Source organism: Paenibacillus sp. NPDC056579 (assembly GCF_042793215.1).
Classification (GTDB): domain Bacteria; phylum Bacillota; class Bacilli; order Paenibacillales; family NBRC-103111; genus Paenibacillus_S.
The window spans coordinates 171,036-189,415 of record NZ_JBHTVD010000011.1 but is presented as its reverse complement, the minus strand read 5'-3'; the positions used below and the strand labels follow the sequence as shown (position 1 = coordinate 189,415).

17 protein-coding genes and 1 pseudogene are annotated in these 18,380 nt (G+C 50.9%); 14 read left to right on the top strand and 4 right to left on the bottom strand.

Features of this window, described 5'->3' with window-relative positions; all coding sequences use genetic code 11:
- Positions 1–316: 316 nt before the first annotated feature.
- Complete coding sequence (locus ACFQ88_RS31855; RefSeq protein WP_379460821.1) at positions 317–1,231, bottom strand: hypothetical protein; 915 nt, start codon at positions 1,229–1,231, stop codon at positions 317–319.
- A gap of 312 nt (positions 1,232–1,543) precedes the next feature.
- Between ACFQ88_RS31855 and ACFQ88_RS31850 the strand changes: the two genes are divergently transcribed.
- From ACFQ88_RS31850 to ACFQ88_RS31835, 4 genes are read left to right on the top strand one after another with little or no spacing between them, the layout of a single operon-like run.
- Positions 1,544–2,146, top strand: a complete 603-nt coding sequence (locus ACFQ88_RS31850) for a TetR/AcrR family transcriptional regulator (RefSeq protein WP_379460819.1) — start codon at positions 1,544–1,546, stop codon at positions 2,144–2,146.
- 51 nt (positions 2,147–2,197) lie between these two features.
- Entirely contained in the window at positions 2,198–3,406 is a 1,209-nt protein-coding gene (locus ACFQ88_RS31845) for an HlyD family secretion protein (RefSeq protein WP_239633931.1), read from the top strand.
- On the top strand, positions 3,387–4,541 hold the full coding sequence (locus ACFQ88_RS31840) for an ABC transporter permease (RefSeq protein ID WP_379460817.1): 1,155 nt from the start codon (positions 3,387–3,389) through the stop codon (positions 4,539–4,541). The genes ACFQ88_RS31845 and ACFQ88_RS31840 overlap by 20 nt, the downstream gene beginning before the upstream one ends.
- A complete protein-coding gene (locus tag ACFQ88_RS31835; RefSeq protein WP_379460815.1) occupies positions 4,538–6,331 on the top strand; it encodes a hypothetical protein in 1,794 nt (597 codons plus the stop codon). Before ACFQ88_RS31840 ends, ACFQ88_RS31835 begins: the two co-directional genes overlap by 4 nt.
- Positions 6,332–6,407: 76 nt before the next feature.
- Here ACFQ88_RS31835 and ACFQ88_RS31830 read toward each other — a convergent pair whose 3' ends face one another.
- Positions 6,408–7,175 (bottom strand): IclR family transcriptional regulator, encoded by a 768-nt coding sequence (locus tag ACFQ88_RS31830; protein WP_239633934.1) that lies wholly within the window; start codon positions 7,173–7,175, stop codon positions 6,408–6,410.
- Positions 7,176–7,604: 429 nt separating this feature from the next.
- On the opposite strand from ACFQ88_RS31830, the gene ACFQ88_RS31825 reads away from it, so the two are divergent.
- From ACFQ88_RS31825 to ACFQ88_RS31805, 5 genes are read left to right on the top strand one after another with little or no spacing between them, the layout of a single operon-like run.
- Complete coding sequence (locus ACFQ88_RS31825; RefSeq protein ID WP_379460812.1) at positions 7,605–8,714, top strand: ABC transporter substrate-binding protein; 1,110 nt, start codon at positions 7,605–7,607, stop codon at positions 8,712–8,714.
- A 10-nt stretch (positions 8,715–8,724) separates the two neighbouring features.
- Positions 8,725–9,840: an ABC transporter ATP-binding protein gene (locus ACFQ88_RS31820; RefSeq protein ID WP_239633936.1), complete on the top strand. Its 1,116-nt coding sequence runs from the start codon at positions 8,725–8,727 to the stop codon at positions 9,838–9,840.
- A gap of 3 nt (positions 9,841–9,843) precedes the next feature.
- Positions 9,844–10,710, top strand: coding sequence for an ABC transporter permease (locus ACFQ88_RS31815; protein WP_239633937.1), 867 nt, complete (start codon positions 9,844–9,846; stop codon positions 10,708–10,710).
- Positions 10,707–11,510: an ABC transporter permease gene (locus ACFQ88_RS31810; protein ID WP_379460809.1), complete on the top strand. Its 804-nt coding sequence runs from the start codon at positions 10,707–10,709 to the stop codon at positions 11,508–11,510. Before ACFQ88_RS31815 ends, ACFQ88_RS31810 begins: the two co-directional genes overlap by 4 nt.
- A 55-nt stretch (positions 11,511–11,565) precedes the next feature.
- Positions 11,566–12,702: a M20 family metallopeptidase gene (locus tag ACFQ88_RS31805; RefSeq protein WP_379460807.1), complete on the top strand. Its 1,137-nt coding sequence runs from the start codon at positions 11,566–11,568 to the stop codon at positions 12,700–12,702.
- Positions 12,703–12,802: 100 nt separating this feature from the next.
- Here the strand turns inward: ACFQ88_RS31805 and ACFQ88_RS31800 are convergent, their stop codons facing one another.
- Entirely contained in the window at positions 12,803–13,261 is a 459-nt protein-coding gene (locus ACFQ88_RS31800) for a DUF2269 family protein (RefSeq protein WP_379460805.1), read from the bottom strand.
- A 151-nt stretch (positions 13,262–13,412) separates the two neighbouring features.
- Positions 13,413–14,081, bottom strand: a complete 669-nt coding sequence (locus ACFQ88_RS31795; RefSeq protein WP_239633940.1) for a hypothetical protein — start codon at positions 14,079–14,081, stop codon at positions 13,413–13,415.
- Positions 14,082–14,266: 185 nt separating this feature from the next.
- Between ACFQ88_RS31795 and ACFQ88_RS31790 the strand changes: the two genes are divergently transcribed.
- The 5 genes and pseudogenes from ACFQ88_RS31790 (at position 14,267) to ACFQ88_RS31770 (ending at position 18,139) form a co-directional block, all read left to right on the top strand.
- Positions 14,267–14,917, top strand: a complete 651-nt coding sequence (locus ACFQ88_RS31790) for an HD domain-containing protein (protein ID WP_239633941.1) — start codon at positions 14,267–14,269, stop codon at positions 14,915–14,917.
- Positions 14,917–15,570, top strand: coding sequence for an SAP domain-containing protein (locus ACFQ88_RS31785; RefSeq protein ID WP_379460802.1), 654 nt, complete (start codon positions 14,917–14,919; stop codon positions 15,568–15,570). Before ACFQ88_RS31790 ends, ACFQ88_RS31785 begins: the two co-directional genes overlap by 1 nt.
- 163 nt (positions 15,571–15,733) lie before the next feature.
- A complete protein-coding gene (sigK, locus tag ACFQ88_RS31780) occupies positions 15,734–16,435 on the top strand; it encodes an RNA polymerase sporulation sigma factor SigK (RefSeq protein WP_239633943.1) in 702 nt (233 codons plus the stop codon).
- Positions 16,436–16,504: 69 nt separating this feature from the next.
- Positions 16,505–17,178, top strand: a pseudogene (locus tag ACFQ88_RS31775) (ABC transporter ATP-binding protein).
- A gap of 571 nt (positions 17,179–17,749) precedes the next feature.
- Complete coding sequence (locus tag ACFQ88_RS31770) at positions 17,750–18,139, top strand: DUF1259 domain-containing protein (protein ID WP_239633945.1); 390 nt, start codon at positions 17,750–17,752, stop codon at positions 18,137–18,139.
- Positions 18,140–18,380: the final 241 nt, after the last annotated feature.

Sequence of the window (18,380 nt, the reverse complement as noted above, 5' to 3'; positions counted from 1 at the left end):
GCAAATGCAAGCATGTGAAGCATGTGAAACACGTAAAACACGTAAAACACGTAAAACACGTAAAACATGGAGACAACAAGCATGCTCGTCTTTGGGTCGGACCCGTATTCTTGAAGCATGTGCATAAAGCGACAAAAATGAAATGCGAGGATCATCACGGTAAGCACCACCATTCCAAAAAACATCATGGCAAAAGTCATTGCATGTGTTCCAAACGGCATCATCATCATCATTAATTGAGGTTAAAAAAAAGAACGGCCTCTTCCCATCGGATAGGATGGTTGGAGGTCGTTTGTTATGATTGCTCATTGCCTGGTCAGGGCTTTAATTCAATCCAGCGGTCCCATTCATGAACACTGTAGCCTCGGAAAGACGGATGGACCCGCAATGTTTCGATAACGCTGTTCAATTCGGTTTTCATAACTGCGCTGCCTTTATCATAAAAGCTGGTGCCGTGCTCGTTATTATTCACGGTTTCTACGGCAACCAGCACGGGTACGCCTGCGCGGTCCGCTTCCGCCATTTCCTGCTGGACGGATTCCGTAATCCCTTTAGCATTATCCACGTAAGCCATAAGCGTCACTTGATCGACCCTGCCGATGAACCAATTGGATAATGTCGTTCTGCCGCCGTAGCCGTCCCTAACATCCGTATAATTGAGCCATACCGGCATATCCATACCGACGGTTAGGTCCGTATCCGCTTTAACTTCCTCTACAAAGCCGCTTACGGTGTCCATCCACAATCCGATCACCGCGTCGGAATTCTCGCTCCATTGAGGCAGTACATAGGGTTCTACGTCCAGATGAATCCCGGAGAACTGCTCCTCGGGAGAAGCAGAGCTGTTATACTGCTTAACCCAATAAATGAACTGGTACATTTTCTTGTTATGCTCGGGAAGTACCCAGTTCGGCGCCCCGGACAAGGCAAATACGTCGATACCCCTCGTCTTGGCTTCCTTAATGAAGCTTTTGTAGTACGTCGCCGGAAAATCGGGATCTATGAACAAATAGACCCGGTTCACTTCGTGTTCTTTCAGTTGGGTAAGAGTCGCATCTTTGTTCTGGATGAGATAAGGATTCCACATCCACGTGCTGACGACATTCGGCTCCGCTGCAGCTGCCGTATTCCCGGCAATGCCTGCAAAGGAAAAAGCCTGGAGTGCGATGAGGCTGGCGGCTATCGACTTGCTGACTCGTCCAAATCGTTTCCATGAAAATTTCTTGTTCACTTCACTACTCCTTCTCCTTAATGTGTCTTCTCTCTATATCCATTATAAGATTCGAGGGAAATTCAGGAAATCAAGGGGTAGTTTTTGGACAAATCCTCTTGACAAGTCTTCAAAGACCGATGTATCATCCAATTATAGCTAATTTGAACATTTGTTCAAAACAATCGTTCAAAACAATTGTTCAATATATGCACTTTTCCCAATGGGTTTTTATGATACTAAAGAGCCCATGGTTGAACCCGACTAACTAAGGGAATTTTATACATAGGAAGCTATCTCAATGAATTCGGCGTGCGCCGACAGGAGGTTCGAATGAAACAGGATGCGAAAGATGTAAAGCTGAAAATTCTCGATGCGGCGAAAATATTGTTTGCGCGCAAAGGCTTTGAAGGAACTACAGTAAGGCAAATCTGCGATGAGGCAGGAGTGGCTCTTGCCCTCATTTCCTACCATTTTGGAGGCAAGGAGAACGTATATTACGCGTTGTTCGACACGTTCGCGCCGGACTTTTTACATACCGCTTATGAATTGAAGGATCCGGAAGAAGATCTGCGGTCGTTCATCCGCGAGTTCGTTCGATTCCGGATGGCGGAACCGGAGCTCATTAATATGCTGCAGCAGGAAGTCATGATGCAAAGTCCGAGGCTGGAGAAGGTGCAGCAATTATTGTTTTCGCTATGGCTTGGATTGCGACATATTTTGCAGGCAGGCCGCGACAAGGGCTGTTTCGAATACGACTCGCTGAAGCATACGATGCATTTTGTCGTAGGTACTTTGATCTTTTCCCGTATCAGCCCTTTCCTAGATCCTGTATTCGGGTCCGGCGAACCGCAAGCCGGGAAGGAAGACAGTCTGGAGTCCGTCGTATCCTACACGACCCAGTTTATTTTTAACGGATTGAAATGCAGGAGTTAGCCTCCTGATTCCAATAGATATAACAGCATCATGGGAGGAGTAGAGAGAGAAATGAAACGGAATGCAGCGGTATTGGCTGTATTGGCCATTGCTTTGGGGGGCGGAGGTTTCATGCTGTCCGCAGAAGGCAAGGATGCGGTAACGTTGGCCGCCAATCAGAAGGCGAGCATTGTGACGGCGGAGCAAGTGAACATATCTTTTCAAGGCGTTGGAGGCAAGGTTGTCGGTGTGCCGATCCAGGAGGAACAGCCTGTGAAGAAAGGGGATGTGCTGCTGACCCTCGACCCGACGGACATCGATTTGCAGCTGCAAAAGGCGCAGGCCGACATTGAGGTTACGACGTTGAAGCTGAAGCAGAGCCAGGACGGGCTCCAGGTCGCCCAGGAAAAGCTGAACAATGCATTGAAGCAGGCGCAAATCGGAGTGGCCCAAGCCAAGACATCGCAGCAGCAGGTGGAGGAAGGGGCACGATCCGAAGATATCGAGAGACAGAGGCTGGCTGTTACAGCAGCGTCCGATTCCTACAACCACGCCTTGAAGCTGTATAACCAGCTGTTGAATATGGAGGAAACCTACGATAAGAACCCTTACTCCTACAAGGACCACAGAGATGCGATGGAGAACGCCAAAAACCAGCTGACTACGCTCGAGAATGCGCGAAATCAGCAGCAGGCCGTGCTGGATAAAATGACGAACGGCGCGACCAAGGAGGAGCGTCAACAGGCTGCTCTTATGGCGGACAAAGCTCAAGCCGTACTGGAGCAAAACCAGCTGGGTCAAGAAGATATCGACAATCAGCGAATCGGATTGGACGCTCTGGCGAAGCAGCTGGAGCAGCAGAACATCCTGCTGCAATCGCTGCAGATCCAGAAGGATCGGATGACCTTGAAGGCGCCATCGGACGGCAAGGTCGTGAAGATCGTTCCCAAGACGGGCGAGAACGTAGGATCCGGCGCTCCCGTCGTCATCATCGAGACGGAGAAGCTGTACTTCGATCTGTACGTCAGTGAGCAGCAGGTCGGCAAGCTGAAGCCGGATATGACCATACCGGTGCATTTTGCTGCGCTGCCGGATCAAGTACTGGATGGCCGGGTCCATTTCGTAACGGCTGCACCGCAATTCGCAAGCTTAAGAATGAGCCGTGAGAAAGGTACGGCCGACTTGAACACATTCCAAGCGAGAATTTACATTGACCGGACCGACAAGCTGCTGCCGGGAATGACTGCGGAGGTACATGTCGATGAGATCCCAGCTCGATGAATGGCGATTTGCGCTTACGAGCAAGTTCATTCCGGCGATTCTGATCGCTCCGCTGCTTGTAGCCGCCCTGTTCGGATATATGTTCCAGAACAGCCAGATTAACGAAGCGCCGATTGCAGTCGTCGATGAAGACAACAGCATATACAGCCGGCAGTTTACGGAGAAGGTGAACGCATCGCAATATATGAATGTGACCGATGTGTTCTACCAAGCGGTACAGCCCGATACATTGCTGGCGAACGAGAAATACATAGCCGTCATCTACTTGCCGAGAGGCATGGAGCAGCTGAGGTACCAAGGCAAACAGGTGAACGTGGGGGTATTGATCGACAACACGATGCCCTCTGCTGTAGGCAATATTCGTAACGGCATTCAAGAGCTGATCACCATCGAGAATTTGTCTCTGTCCGTCGGCAAACTGAAAGTAATGGGACTTAGCGATGAAAGTGCAGCGGGAATTGCCGCTCCGATATCGATGCAGCAGCGTCTGCTGTACAATCCGACCTCCGATTTTATCGGCTTCATGGTTATAGGCTTTGTCAACGTAGTTGCGCTGGGAATTACCGCTATCGCCACCGCTTCAATCGTCCCGAGACTGCGGGTAGAAGGTACGTTGGCGCAAGCGCTGAGTCGGCCGCTAGGGTTATGGCTAAGGGTCGTGCCGTACTCGGTAATCACGTGCATCAGTCTGCTGCTGGCGTTCGGGATGCTGAAGCAGCTGGGCGGCTTGAGGTTCGCAGGCAGCGCGACCGCTTTTGTCATTCCCCTGCTGTTATATACGCTGACGATCTCCTATATGGGGATGCTGGTAGGATGGTCGGCGTCGGAGCCGTCTAAGGTGGCTCTGAGGACATACGCCATTGTATATCCGTCCTTTATGCTGTCCGGCGTGCAGGTAGCGACGATTATATTCCCTTATCCGATCCAAGTGATAAGCCACATGCTTCCTTTGACCTGGTTGTTCAAGTTCATTCGCGGCATCGGCTATCGCGGAGGCAGCTTGTCATATTTTACAGCGGAAATCGGGGTCTTTGTATTGATGATCGGCATATTGTCCTTAGGAATCGGATTGATGATAATGTGGGAGCACCGCAAAATGAACGTGAAGACGGGTATGGAGGAGATAGCAGCATGAGTACGAACAGAAAATCTTTGGCAATCGTTTTTGGTTTGTCTTTATTGACCATGGGACAATTAAGTGGAGCCGTCGAGGCATCCGCTTCGGCACTTCCGGCGGGGATCAGCTTCATCGCTCCCGAACAGGCGGTGACCGTATATCAACTAACGGATTCCTTAAGTGTAGAAGTCAAAAGCCTATTGAACGAAGCCACTTCCGACGGACTGCGAATCGCCGCAACCATCCGGATGAAGAGCACCAGCTCGAAGGTTATTAAAATTCCGGAAACGGATATGCGGGTTACCACCGCCGACGGTTACGAATACACACTGCAGGCCAGCGTATTTAACGCTCATGCGATCCGACCTAACACAACCGAGGAATTGAGCTATATGGCAACGGTGGACCGTAAAGATCAAGTTAGCTTGACCGGGCTGTCCTGGTTCTCCGTCGACTGGTACACGTATCCCAAAACCGAAACAACGCTGTTGAACATTCCAGTATCTAGCAACATATGGAGTGGTCCCTTGTCTGAAATCACCGAACCTGAATACAAGAAAACATGGGGAGAAACGTTCCGTATACCGAATATCGACTCTCCGCTAGTCTACACTCCGGTTGCGGTACAGAAAGATACGACGCAGCAGGGGACGGTAACGACGGTGAAGCTGCTGGTTGAGAACCCTTCCGGCAAAAAAGAAACGCTGCCGGAGTTCAGCCTGGATGGGCGGACGGCGAACCAAACCGGCTCGGATCCGAACGTATTCCCCGGCAAAAGGGTGGAGCAAGGGCCAATTTCTCTCGATCCTCAAGAGCAGCGCTACATCCACTATACCGTCGCTATTGAGAAAGATACGTCCTTGGCCAGCTTGAACCTGCTGACGACGGAAACGTTCAAGCAGCTGGATGCCAAAGGAACGCCGACACAGACCTCGTATTCCATCGGCCGCCTGAACATCGCGCTGCCATCGGGAGGACAGTCGGATATTTCAATCGAAGGCAATGCTTACGAATACAATACGCCGTTCCGATTCGACGCGCTGTCGGACGCTATCGATCCGAATATGGACGTATCGTTGGTTGAGATGCACATGCATGAGAATGAAGGCGAAGGCTACCAGACCGTCATCGGGAAATTCAAGCTGAGCAATAAGGGCGAGCAGCCGCTTCCGCTGCCTCAGTTCCAGACGAAGCTTGTGACCGAATCCGGCCTGTCCTACGCCGGCAGCAGACAAACAACGACGACCCAGGATATTATGCCGAATACATCGTATGTGATCAGCTATTCCTACATTATGCCTGCGGAGATGAAGGATCGGAATTTTGTGCTGAAACTAGTCGATACCAAAACGGCCGCACCGGCTTCGACAACGATTGGAGCCTACCGGATCTCGCTGCAAACAAATACGGTGAATGAGGATGAGCTGTCCTTCTATCCGTTCAAGGTTAAAATGAACCTGTGGCAGCTGTCGGCCAGAACGAATATGGCTCCGGTTACGTCGCCTGCTCCGACGACCTTCTCATACAAGCTCAAGCTCGATCTGGATATCGAACGGCAGGAGCAAGTCATCGTGGATCAAAGCTTTTCCAAAATGACGCTGGAGCTGGTGGACCCAACAGGCAAGCTGCTATCGGTCAAAACGTTAAGCTTCACAGGCGTCAATCGTCTCGTCAGCGGCACGCAGATCATCCAATTCGATAATCTGAAAACCGATGAGCAGGAATATCCGCTCACCGTAAATATCTACGAATCGATCACGACACCGACGGGTGAAGCCAAGCGGTTAGTCGGCTCGATCAAGGAATAATCAAGGCGCTTATAACAATAAAGCAGCTGCCATTTATGGATGGGCAGCTGCTTTTGGCTGTATTACGGCAGCATCTTTAACCGTACATTTTCTTATAGCCCAAGCCTGCGGATAGGTTGCGGGTCGTCTCGAGAACCGCAGAGATCCACTGCTCCTGGGATTCCGTCATCCGGTCGGAAGGACCTATCGTGCTAATGGAGGCGATGACTTGTCCGGATGCATCGTAGATAGGTGCAGCGATACCCGTCACACCGACGTTACGGAGGTTGGAGCTTACTTCGTAGCCACGCTCCCTTATCGCATCAAGCCGCTGCTCGATTTCTCCCGGCGATTTCAACGAATATGGAGTAAACGTGCGCAGATCCTCGCCCAACACGGCGTCGATGATTTCCTTCGGCTGAAACGCCAGGATGGACCTGGAAGCCGAGGTGGCATACAGCGGAAACCGCCGATACACCTCGATATCGAACCGAATCGGATATTGCGAATCGATTTTATCAACGTAGATCGCGTCTTTGCCGTCGATGACGCACAAACAGACAAGCTCCTTGGTCGTTGACGCCAGCGAAAGTAGATGCGGTCTTGCGAACTCTACCATGTTGTGATCCTTAAGCACTTTATTTCCTAGCTCCAGCAGCGTATAGCCGAGGGAATAGAGCTTATTCGCCGGATTTTGCCTAATAAGCCCTTCACTCTCCAACGTAATGAGAAGCTTATGAACGGCGCCTTTGGATAGACCGAGACGCTTGCTTAGATCCGTAACGCCGAGCTCCTTGCTGGATGTATCGAGAAACAGCTTTAGCAGATGACAGCTGTTTTTTACGGAAGATAAATACGTTTCCATATGCTTCCTCTCCCTTAGACAATTACGCAAATATTGGTATTTTATCATAACCGAAACATTTTTTCACCACAATAATATTTATAAGTGTCCTCAGGCATCGGATGTAAAATCTATACGGCGATAAAAACTGCCTGGGCTTACGAAGCAAGTTTTACTAAAGCAAAATTTTAAGGTCGCTCATCTGTTAATGAACCTCGTAAGAAGTCTTTCTCTAAGACGAAAGCGTAAACATTTGTAATTGAAAAAAACGGATAACCATGCTAGAATCGGTTTATGATTCACATATAGTATACATCGTTCACGTATAGTGAACAAGTTAATTTTCTGAATTGTAAAGGTCATTTGCTGTAATAGCTTGGTTTCAGGTGATTACCGGCGAATTCCTTGGCAAGGATACATCGCAATTATAAAAAGGGAGGATCATTTTACATGAAGAAAAAGACTATTTCCGTATTATCGGCAGTCATGCTGTTCGGAAGCATACTGGCAGGCTGTGGGACATCGGCGGACAAGCCCGCTGCTCCGGCAGGGGAAGGAAAGGCTGCAGAAGGCGGGCTCAAACCGGAAAAGCAGCTGGTTGTGGCCGGTAACGGCGCAACGGTCGAGCAGCTGATGAAGGATGAAATTTTCAAGAAGTTCAACGAGAAGTATCCCGATGTGAAGCTGACATATGTATCCGGCGTTTCCACTGAAATCGTTGCCAAAGCGAAAGCTCAGAAGGCTTCACCTCAAATGGACGTGACGATTGTAGAAGGCGGGGAGCAGGAGGCGGGTCGCGTAGAGGGTTTGTGGGACACGCTTAACGATAAAGATATCCCAAGCATGAAGAAGGTTCCGGACGAACTGAAGGTGAAGGACAACACCGGCGTCGCCGTCAACTTTACCCCAATGGGCATTTCGTATAACGAGGCGATGTTGAAGGAGAAAAACTTGCCGGTTCCGACATCGTGGAACGATCTGGCCCGTCCGGAAATGAAAGGAAATTTGACTCTGTCCGAAATCTCCAGCAACTTCGGGCGCTCCACGCTCATCATGCTCGCTTATGCCAATGGCGGTAACGAGAAGAATATGGATGCAGGCTTCGCCAAAATGAAAACGATCGCAGGCTATATGCCGACGTTCGCCAAAAGTGCGGCTCAGCTGCAGCAAAACTTGCAAAACAAGAGCGCAGCCTACACCACATGGACAATGGCCCGCAGCCTGGTGCAAAAGGACGCCGGACTGGATTTGAAATTCGTCGTCCCTAAGGAAGGCGCGAATCTGGTGCCGAATGTAGCTACCATCATCAAAGGCGCCAAAAATCCTAATGCGGCAAAGCTGTTCATCGAGTTCCTGCTATCGGACGATGTGCAGAAGATGTACGCGAGCAAGCTGTACTATAATCCGGTGACGAACGTAAAGCTGCCGGATGATACGGCAAAGCTGCTTGAATTCGACCGCAGCAAGGTTGTGAAGTTCGACTTGGAAGCCGTTGGCACCAAAACGCCGGAGTGGATTGACCGTTTCAACAAAGAGATTGCACCCCATGTAGGAAAATAGGTGAGCAAACGTGAGTAAAATGTATGATGTAGAGCTGCACGGCATAAGAAAAACGTTCGGTCCGAACGTGGTTGTGGACAATTTTAATTTGCAAATCGAGCAGGGAGAATGCATCTCCTTCCTCGGCCCTTCGGGGTGCGGGAAAACGACGACACTCAATATGATCGCAGGCTTCCTTGATCCCGATCAAGGCGATTTGATCATAAAGGGCCAACGGATGAACGGCGTACCCGCCAACAAGAGAGACCTGGGCATGGTGTTTCAGACGTATTCGCTGTTCCCTCATATGACGGTCGCAGACAATGTGGCGTACGGCTTGAAGCTGCGCAAAGTGCCGAAGGCGGACATCACCGAGCGGGTACAACGCGTGCTGGAGCTGGTGAAGCTGCCCCATGTAGCCGACCGTTATCCGAAGCAGCTGTCCGGCGGGCAAAGACAACGTATCGCCATCGCCCGCGCTCTGGTAACGGAGCCATCGCTGCTGCTGCTCGACGAACCGCTCAGCAACCTGGACGCCAAGCTGAGAGAAGAGCTAAGGGACGAGCTGAAAAGATTGCATAAGGAAACCGGCGTGACGACCATTTTTGTTACGCACGATCAGGAGGAAGCGCTGTATTTGTCCGACCGGATCGTCGTGCTCGACCATGGGAAAGTCGAACAAATCGGAACCCCGTGGGATATTTACAATGCTCCGGCCAGCGAATTCGTGCATACGTTCATCGGCAAATCCAACCGGATTATCGGAAAGGTAAAGGGCATGGAGAACTCCCGTCTGCTTCTCGGAGCAGGAGGATCGAAACTTCCGTTCGAGCTGAGGGCGAATCCGAAGTCCGGAAGCTTCGCTGCAGGGGATGACGTGTCGATCTATATTCGCCCGGAAAAAATCGTATTGTCGCTGGATGAAGCTCAGGCATCCGGTTCTCCCGAATGGACAGCTGTGCAAGGGCAAGTGAAGCAGCTTTCCTTCCTAGGGGCGTTCGTGGAGTGCGAGGTTGCGGTCGGGGGCGAGACGCTGATGGTCCGTGTGCAATCGGCGGAGCTGCAGGGTCGGCTTCAGGAAGGCCAAGCCGTGTCGCTGCACTGGAACATCGACGATGTATTTGTTTTCCCGGGAAAGGAGCGGTAAGCGATGGCTGCCTCAACGATTGCCTCAAAAGGTTCGCTGCGCACGGCGCTCCTGCTGCTGACCCCCGGTCTTATCGTGCTGCTGGGAGCTTTTCTTATTCCGATGCTTTATATCTTTTTGCAAAGCGTTCAAAACGAGCACCAGCAGTTCTCGGTTCAAAACTACTTGTTATTCGTACAGGACCCGTACTACATCGGCATTTTGTGGAGAACGATCCGGGTTAGCCTGTATACCGTCATCGTAACGTTAGTGCTGGCTTATCCGGTAGCCATGTTTATGGCGAGGACGACGGGTAAAATGCGGGGGATCGTCACCTTTCTTATCATTTCTCCGCATCTGATCAGCGTGGTTATCCGTAACTTCGGCTGGGTCGTCATTCTAGGTGAGAAGGGGTGGATCAACACGACGCTTCTGAAGCTCGGCCTCATCGATAAACCGCTGCGCTTGTTATATAACGAGCTGGGCGTCGTTATCGGCTTGACCGACTCATTCATCGTCTATATGGTGCTGTCGATTGCAACCAGCCTGTATTCGATCGATTCTTCTCTCTATAAGGCTGCGGGCATCTTGGGCGCATCGCGTCTCCGGTCGTTCCTGACCATTACGCTTCCGTTAAGTCTGCCGGGAATGATAGCAGGGATTACACTTGTATTCAGCTTGTCGATGAGCGCTTTTGTCACACCGGCATTAATGGGAGGAACCTCGGTTAAGGTTCTGCCCGTCATTGCCTACGAGAAAATTATGGCAACCTTGAACTGGCCGCTTGGCGCAGCGTTATCCTTCTTGCTGCTGGCCTCCACCTATGCTCTGGTAACATTGTTCACGCGAATTATCGAAACGAAACGGTATAAAGAGGTGTTCTCATCATGATGCGGCGATTTCCACTGCTTGGCCTCATTACGTTCTGCGTCGTTCTGTTCGTCATTTCGCCGCTTCTAGTTGTTATCCCGGTATCGCTTACTTCCAAAAACGTGCTGTCGTTTCCGCCGGAAGGCTTCTCATTCAAATGGTATGAGAAAATCGCCGACCGGCCTGAATTTATCGACGCTTTCGTATTCAGTCTCGAGCTTGCTGCCGTAACTGCGGTGCTTGCCACGCTGGTTGGAACGCTCTGCGCCTTGGCGCTGCATAAATACAGCTTCCCCGGCAAAAAGCTCATCCATGCACTGATGCTCTCGCCGCTTACGATTCCCTCTCTCATTATCGGGATCGCAGCGCTGCTCTTTTTTACGCGGATCGCCATTGCCGGAACGTTCTGGGGACTGCTGGCCACCCATATTCTCATTTCGGTGCCATTTGTCGTCCGGCTGACGTTAACCGGTTTGAGCTCCTACGATTATACGTTGGAGAGAGCGGCTTACATTTTGGGAGCGAAGCCGGGTCAAGTGTTCCGGGACATTACGCTTCCGCTGCTGAAGCCGGCCATTATTTCGGGCTTTATCTTTTCGTTCCTGACCTCGTTTGACAATGTGACGGTATCACTGTTCCTCGTCTCTCCGTCTATGACGACGCTGCCTTTGGCTATTTTCAGCTATATGCAGGAGACGTTGGACCCTCTGGTCGCCTCGATCTCGTCGGTCGTAATATTGCTCAGCCTTGTATTTATATTGCTTCTTGAGTTCGTTTACGGTCTGGACCGGTTGTTCGGCTCGAACTCCCAGGCTCATTGATAATAAAGATTTTTCCAGTCAAAAATGGTTTCATCTAGAAAGGTTATGTAGATCGATGTTATTACTTGGATATATTCAAAATCAAATGCCGGAACTGCTGAAGCGGCTCGAAGCCTGCGTCAACATGGACTCGCCGTCGAAAAGCAAAGCGCATAACGACCGGATGGCCGACTGGTTCGCCACGTTGGCGCATCAGCTGCTCGGTGCAAACGTACAGAGGCTCACTCACCCGGAGGCGGGCGACCGCCTGCTGGTCGAAGTCGGTACGGGATCGCGCCGCATCCTGCTCGTAGGCCATTACGATACCGTATGGCCGGAAGGCGAAGCCGCCCGGCGGCCGTTTGCCATCCGAGACGGCAAGGCGTACGGCCCCGGCGTGTACGATATGAAGGCCGGCGTGCTGCAGGCGTTCTATGCCTTGAAGGCGCTGCAGGACAGCGGCATGTGGCCTGCGGATACGCAGGTCGCGATGTTTCTCAACAGCGACGAAGAAATCGGCAGCCCGTCATCGCGCGGGCTGATTGAAGAGCTCGCGCGCGATGCATGCGCTGCTCTCGTGCTGGAGCCGCCTATGGCTCCCATGGGCGCGCTCAAAACCGCCCGCAAGGGCAGCGGGCGGTACAGGCTCGAGGTGCGCGGCGTATCCGCGCACGCGGGGGTTGCGCCGGATCGCGGCGTATCCGCGATCCAGGAAATGGCGCTGCAGATCCAGCGGCTGCACGCGATGTCTGACCCGGCGGTCGGCACCAACGTGAACGTCGGGATAGTCCGGGGCGGCATCGGCACCAATGTGGTGGCCGATTATGCCGAAGCGGAGATCGACGTTCGCGTGCCGACTCTGGCCGAGGCCGAACGCGTGCATGCTGCGCTGCTCGCGCTCGCGCCGTATCACCCGCTGGCGCGGGTGTCGGTGAGCGGCCGAATGATGCGGCCGCCGATGGAGCGCACGCCGGAGAGCGCGCGGCTGTTCGAGCTCGCGCAGTGTATAGCGCGCGAGGAGCTCGGCCTCGACCTTGCGGAGACGGCGACCGGCGGCGTTAGCGACGGAAACTTCACCGCCGCCTGTGGTGTGCCTACGCTCGACGGTCTAGGGGCGAGCGGCGACTTCGCCCATGCTCCGGGCGAATATGTGGAGCTTGCGGATATTCCGGTGCGATCGGCATTGCTTGCCCATCTGATCGCCAGCCTGTAGCTCCGACTACCATCAATCTGCCTATATCTGCACACGGCGAACGCGTTTCTCGTTGATATCCAACCTCCATCCGGTTAATCGGATCGGAGGTTGTTCTCATTTATAGCACTGGCTTCAAAATCATGAGAATAAACAGAACGATGCCCATAGCGGAGACGAGGTACAGCCAGTTATTAATCGAAGCGATACTCGCTTGAATATCTCCCGGCAGCATGTCCTTGTCCTGCAGCCCTTCGCGCTGCTCCAAAATGGCTCTCAGCTGCTTTTGCCTCGGTGTGACGACCCCAATGATGACAATTTGTATCAAAGCGTACAATAGGAGAGAGCCGATAATCCACAAATCGAGAAATCGTACCGGTGACCACGCTACCAGCATAATCCCGCTAATAACCGAGAGGCTGCCTCCTACCTTCGGAAATAAATCGAGCAAGCTTCCCAGACGCAGTGCATGCTTGAACTCTCCCGCAGATTGTCTTGTTCTGTACAAAACATGCAAAAAATAAGTTGGCCCCACACCGATTATGGCTGTAAACACATGGAGCAAGACAAGCCATTTCAACCTTCATACCTCCCGCAGTAGTTGGACTGTATTTACTATACAATGCCGAGAGGGTTTATAGATAAGGGGTTAGCAATAAATGGATATTAAATTTTCTTTATCCAAAAATGGTTAAGTTATGTTATACATATCTTCATGACCATGGCGAGTATCATTGCTTCGAGATACGCCGTGTTCCCGTAGTGTTTCTGGAAAAACGGGTAACTGCAGTTGTTGAAGAGGCAATTAGGAGCGTTTTCGTCGTTTGATTGTAGGTCAGCCTCCAAGTTTTCCCTGAAGCAAGGCCTAACGATGTCCGAATAGCCGAGGTGAGACGGAAGGTCTCATCCAGCTCGTTCACCGGAATGATCAGTCTTGCCCGTTTGCTCATATTGCCGCTCTTTACGGCAATCGCATTGCCGGAGACGGATTCGGGAATACCGAGCTTGCTTAACAGCGCATAGCCAATGACGATGACATCGTCGCGGTGCTTTCTCGTTTCCTGCAGCAGATAGCCGTAAGCGGTGCTGGTTACGATCCTCTTCATCATAACAGTCTTCGTATCCTCCAAATAGGTGAGGGAGAACCGCTGGCCATCCTTTATTGCGAGCGTTTTGGCCAGTTCAGGGCTGATCTCAATATAGCTGAAAAAGCATTCATCGCCTTGTTCCTCGACAAATGTTACTTCCCTTTCGGCTTTACCGTGTTTCAGCTGCAGCCCGGCGCGATTTTGAATCATATGTAGATCGCCCGGCCGATCGTATCCGCAGTTCAAGATTAATTTGACTATACCTGCATTCAAGCCTTCCGTGATACTAACTTCCACGAATCCTAATAGCACATTGTCCACTCCTTACTCTGTTTACATAACTGAGTTGCTCACATGTTTAGTAGCATATGCGGCACTAGCCAATGATGATTGTATAGTTGTACCGTTGCCTTTTGGGGGAATTTGCCGCTCAAGCAAAGTAAGGTATACTGAATTCAATCCATTAAGCTTACCAAGAGAAGGGATAATCAAAGCACATGAACAAAGAGACGATATTACTCGAAGCAGCAGCCTTTGCCAAAAAAGAGCTGGAAGCGGACTCTAGCGGACATGACTGGTGGCATATCGCCAGGGTTGCCCGGACCGCACGCTTGCTGGCCATGGAAGAGCAGGCGGATTTGTTCGTCTGTGAATTGGCCGCTCTTCTTCATGACGTGGCCGACGAGAAGCTGAATCCTTCGGCCGAAGCCGGTATGAACAAGGTACGGAATTGGCTTCAGGCGCACGACACGGAAGAAAAAGTCGCAAATCACGTGCTGGAGATTATAGCTACGATCTCCTACAAGGGCGGGCATAACCGTCCGGTGACGACCAAGGAAGCCCAAGTTGTACAGGATGCGGATCGTCTCGATGCGCTTGGCGCCATTGGGATTGCCCGGACCTTTGCCTATGCCGGCTGGAAAGGGCATCTGATCTACGACCCGGAGCAGCCGGTACGGACGGAGATTACCTACGAGGAATACCGCAAAGGAGAGGCGTCGGCGGTCCATCACTTTTACGAGAAGCTGTTCAAGCTGGCGGACTTGATGAACACGGACAGCGGCAAACGATTGGCGAAGTCCCGGCACCGGTTTATGGAGCAATATTTGCAGCAATTTTATAATGAATGGAATGGAGAGAATGTGTAATGGAGCGCCCTCCTTTCTCGGAGCAGCTCACGGTAGCGGAGTTCCGGCGGCATTACTGGTATAAGGCGGAGTTAGCCGGCATTTGCAAATCCATCGGTTTGTCCCCTCAAGGTACCAAAGCGGAAATGCAGCAGCGGGTCGAAGGCTTTTTGTCCGGCGAAACCGTCGCAGATGCGAGAGAAAGCCATACGCGAATACGCAAAAAGGCTTCACCACGGGAAATCACGCCTCAGACGCGGCTTATCCCGGAAGGCTTCAAGTTTAACCGGCAGGCGAGGGAGTTTTTTGCGCGATACTATGGAAAGGAGCGGTTTTCATTTACTAAAGAAATGGCTACCGCTCTAAGAGAAGCCGAACGAACCGGAAACCTCGAGATGACGGTTGCCGATCTGATCCGTGTATACGAAGGAAAGACGGATGCGCCTGCTGCCGCCTCTTCTGAAGAGGCTACGTACCAATGGAACCGGTTTGTCCGGGATTTTAACGCCGATCCGGCGACGAGAGGAATCAAGGACCGGATGAAAACGGCTGCCCTGCTGTGGAAGCGGGTGAGAGATGACCCAGGATGGAGCAAAACGTATTCCACTACCTATTTGGCCGACTTGCTGCCGGCAAGCGAGCTTGACAAGAAGGATGAACCGGATCCGTCATAGCCTTAACATAGATTGAACGTAGTAAGGAGCGGCAAGCAGCACTATTTTTTAGTCCGTACAGGCACTTCCAGGCTATAGCCTACATAAAATGGTAGTAATCACTATAGCGGACGCCTCCCGTATCAGCTTTCGGCTCCGCGACTACGCTCAGGGGGTGGCTGAAGTGCCTGGATTTTTTTCCGCAATTGCTCTGTTTATTAAAGAATTAATGCTTCTGGTCTCTTACGTGAAAAACAACGCTTTTCCGCAGCCTCTAGCAGAGGATGAAGAAGAAAAGCACCTTCGCTTAATGGCCCAAGGCAATCAACACTCGCGTAATTTATTGATTGAACATAATTTGCGGCTTGTTGCTCATATCGTCAAAAAATTCGATAACACGGGGGAAGATCTGGAGGACTTAATCTCGATAGGAACCATCGGACTGATCAAAGCGATCGAATCGTTCTCGCCGGATAAAGGCACCAAATTGGCGACGTTCGCAGCGAGATGTATCGAAAACGAGATTTTGATGCATCTTCGGTCGCTTAAGAAAACGCGCAAGGACGTTTCGCTGCACGACCCTATCGGTACGGACAAGGAGGGAAATGAGATTACATTGATCGATATTCTCGGTACGGAAGCCGATGATGTCGTGGACAAAGTGCAGCTAAAAATCGAGAAGAGCAAAATTTACAAAAATTTGGATATTCTTGATGACCGCGAGAAAGAGGTCGTGGTGGGCCGTTTCGGTCTGGAGCATGGCGGAGAAGAGCGGACACAGCGGGAAATTGCGAAGGAGCTCGGCATCAGCCGCTCGTACGTGTCGCGGATTGAGAAGCGGGCGCTGATGAAGCTGTACCATGAGTTTTATAAGGCGAAAAAGTAAGGTCGGTCTGACGTAGCGGATGAGTCGCATACTTCATTTATTTGGTTTCAGATAATGGAGGCGAAGCGTATGACCTTAATCCAGTTGGAGCATGTGAGCAAGAACTATGTGATTGGCGGGGAAACGATTCGAGCGTTGGATGATGTTTCGTTAGAGATTGTTCACAGCGAGTTGGTGCGATTATGGGGCCGTCGGGGTCGGGGAAGTCGACGCTGATGAACATTTTAGGCTGCTTGGACGCGGCGGATCATGGGGCATATGTTCTCGATGGGAAGGAGATTAATCGTCTCAAAGATGCGCAACTGGCTGAGATTAGGAATCGGAAGATCGGCTTTGTCTTCCAGAGCTTTAACCTGCTGCCTCAGCTTAATGCTTATGAGAATGTGGAGCTTCCGCTCATTTATCGGGGCATGAGTAAGAAGGAACGGGAGCCGCTTGTCATGCAGGCGCTGGAAGCGGTGGATATGGTGGACCGCAGGCGGCATCTGCCGTCGGAGCTTTCGGGCGGTCAGCAGCAGCGGGCTGCGATAGCGCGGACGTTGGCTGGGGATCCTGCAATTATACTGGCGGATGAGCCGACAGGGGCGCTGGATTCCAAGACGGGCATGGAGATTTTAAATATATTCAAAAGTTTAAATCAGCACGGCAGGACGATTGTGTTGATTACGCACGACCTTGCGATTGCGCAGCAAGCGAAGCGGGTTGTGTATTTTCGGGATGGGAAATTGAGTGAAGTTGGGTAGGTTGAGGACCGGGGCTCCGATGGGGTTCCGGTTTTGCGGTTTTGTTGTGGTGGAGAAAGGTTTTTGCTGGACAGCCTCTCCTTGTAATAGTGAAACTAACGATTTGCCATCCAAGCTGCTCTTCTTATACTCGACACCGGCGAAGTCGAGAATGGTTGGATGCAGATCCATCCATTCTGCTAGTCGCTGCTTGTCTCCACTTTTGTCGCCTCGGATCCGCAATGATAAGCGGAATTCGCCATGCACCCTCGTACATCGTGCTTTTCTGGAATAAACCGTGATTACTTCCACTCAGAAAAGCGTTTACGGTAATCTTCAACGAAATCGGATAAACGCCCCTGACCCCGTAAGTAGCTTTGCTATGGGCCGGCGATATGATCGTCCTGATCAGGGTTAATGTCAAATATCATTAAATCATTTCCGTGAAAAGCTGCGTTCATCTTCCCTTCGGTTTCATGCGGAATGCCATAGGTATTTCTCCGGGGACGAAAACAAAATAAGTTAGACAATAATCCGGTTCAATCCTGTCCATGTACTCATACCATAATTGAAAACAGGGGAGGAATGAAGGATGTCCCGTACCGTTACGCTTTGCGAGCGGTTCTCAAGGATTATCGGGGGTGAACAAGGGTTTGCCGGTGGAAAATGCGTCTCGACGATCAATCGAAATGAAATAAGAGCAACAATTCTGAGGAAAAGATTTCAAGTAACGTCTTCTTTTTCGTTCGAATCTTTAAATGAAAGAACCGGTAGAGCGCTTTGTTTAGGAAGAGCGGCATTCTTAGAGAAAGAAGTCAATAAATTCATTAGGGCTATTCGCAATCAAGGAATAATAGTTACTTCTGTCCGTAACGAATGGCTATTCGAGCAGCCCCGCTTGATTTATATTAATATTGAAGCAGTTGAGAGACCTCTTGTTTTTGCAAGAAAAGTCAGGCGAGCGTTGGATGCTATTCATTAATAAAACAAATGAGGTTGGTTTCCTATGTTAAGTAAACCTCATCTTTGCCAAAATGCCGATCCCATAATTGGGACGGTGTTTTTTTGTCTGATGACGGAATAGGATAGCTCAGTCCGATGAGGATCCTTGTTTTACCGACTGACGGTAAAAAGTCTTGTTGACATGACACTAAATGGTGTCCTATAATAAATGAGACACCGAACAGTGTCTAATTAACAAATAGCTGCTTTTGAAAGTCTGC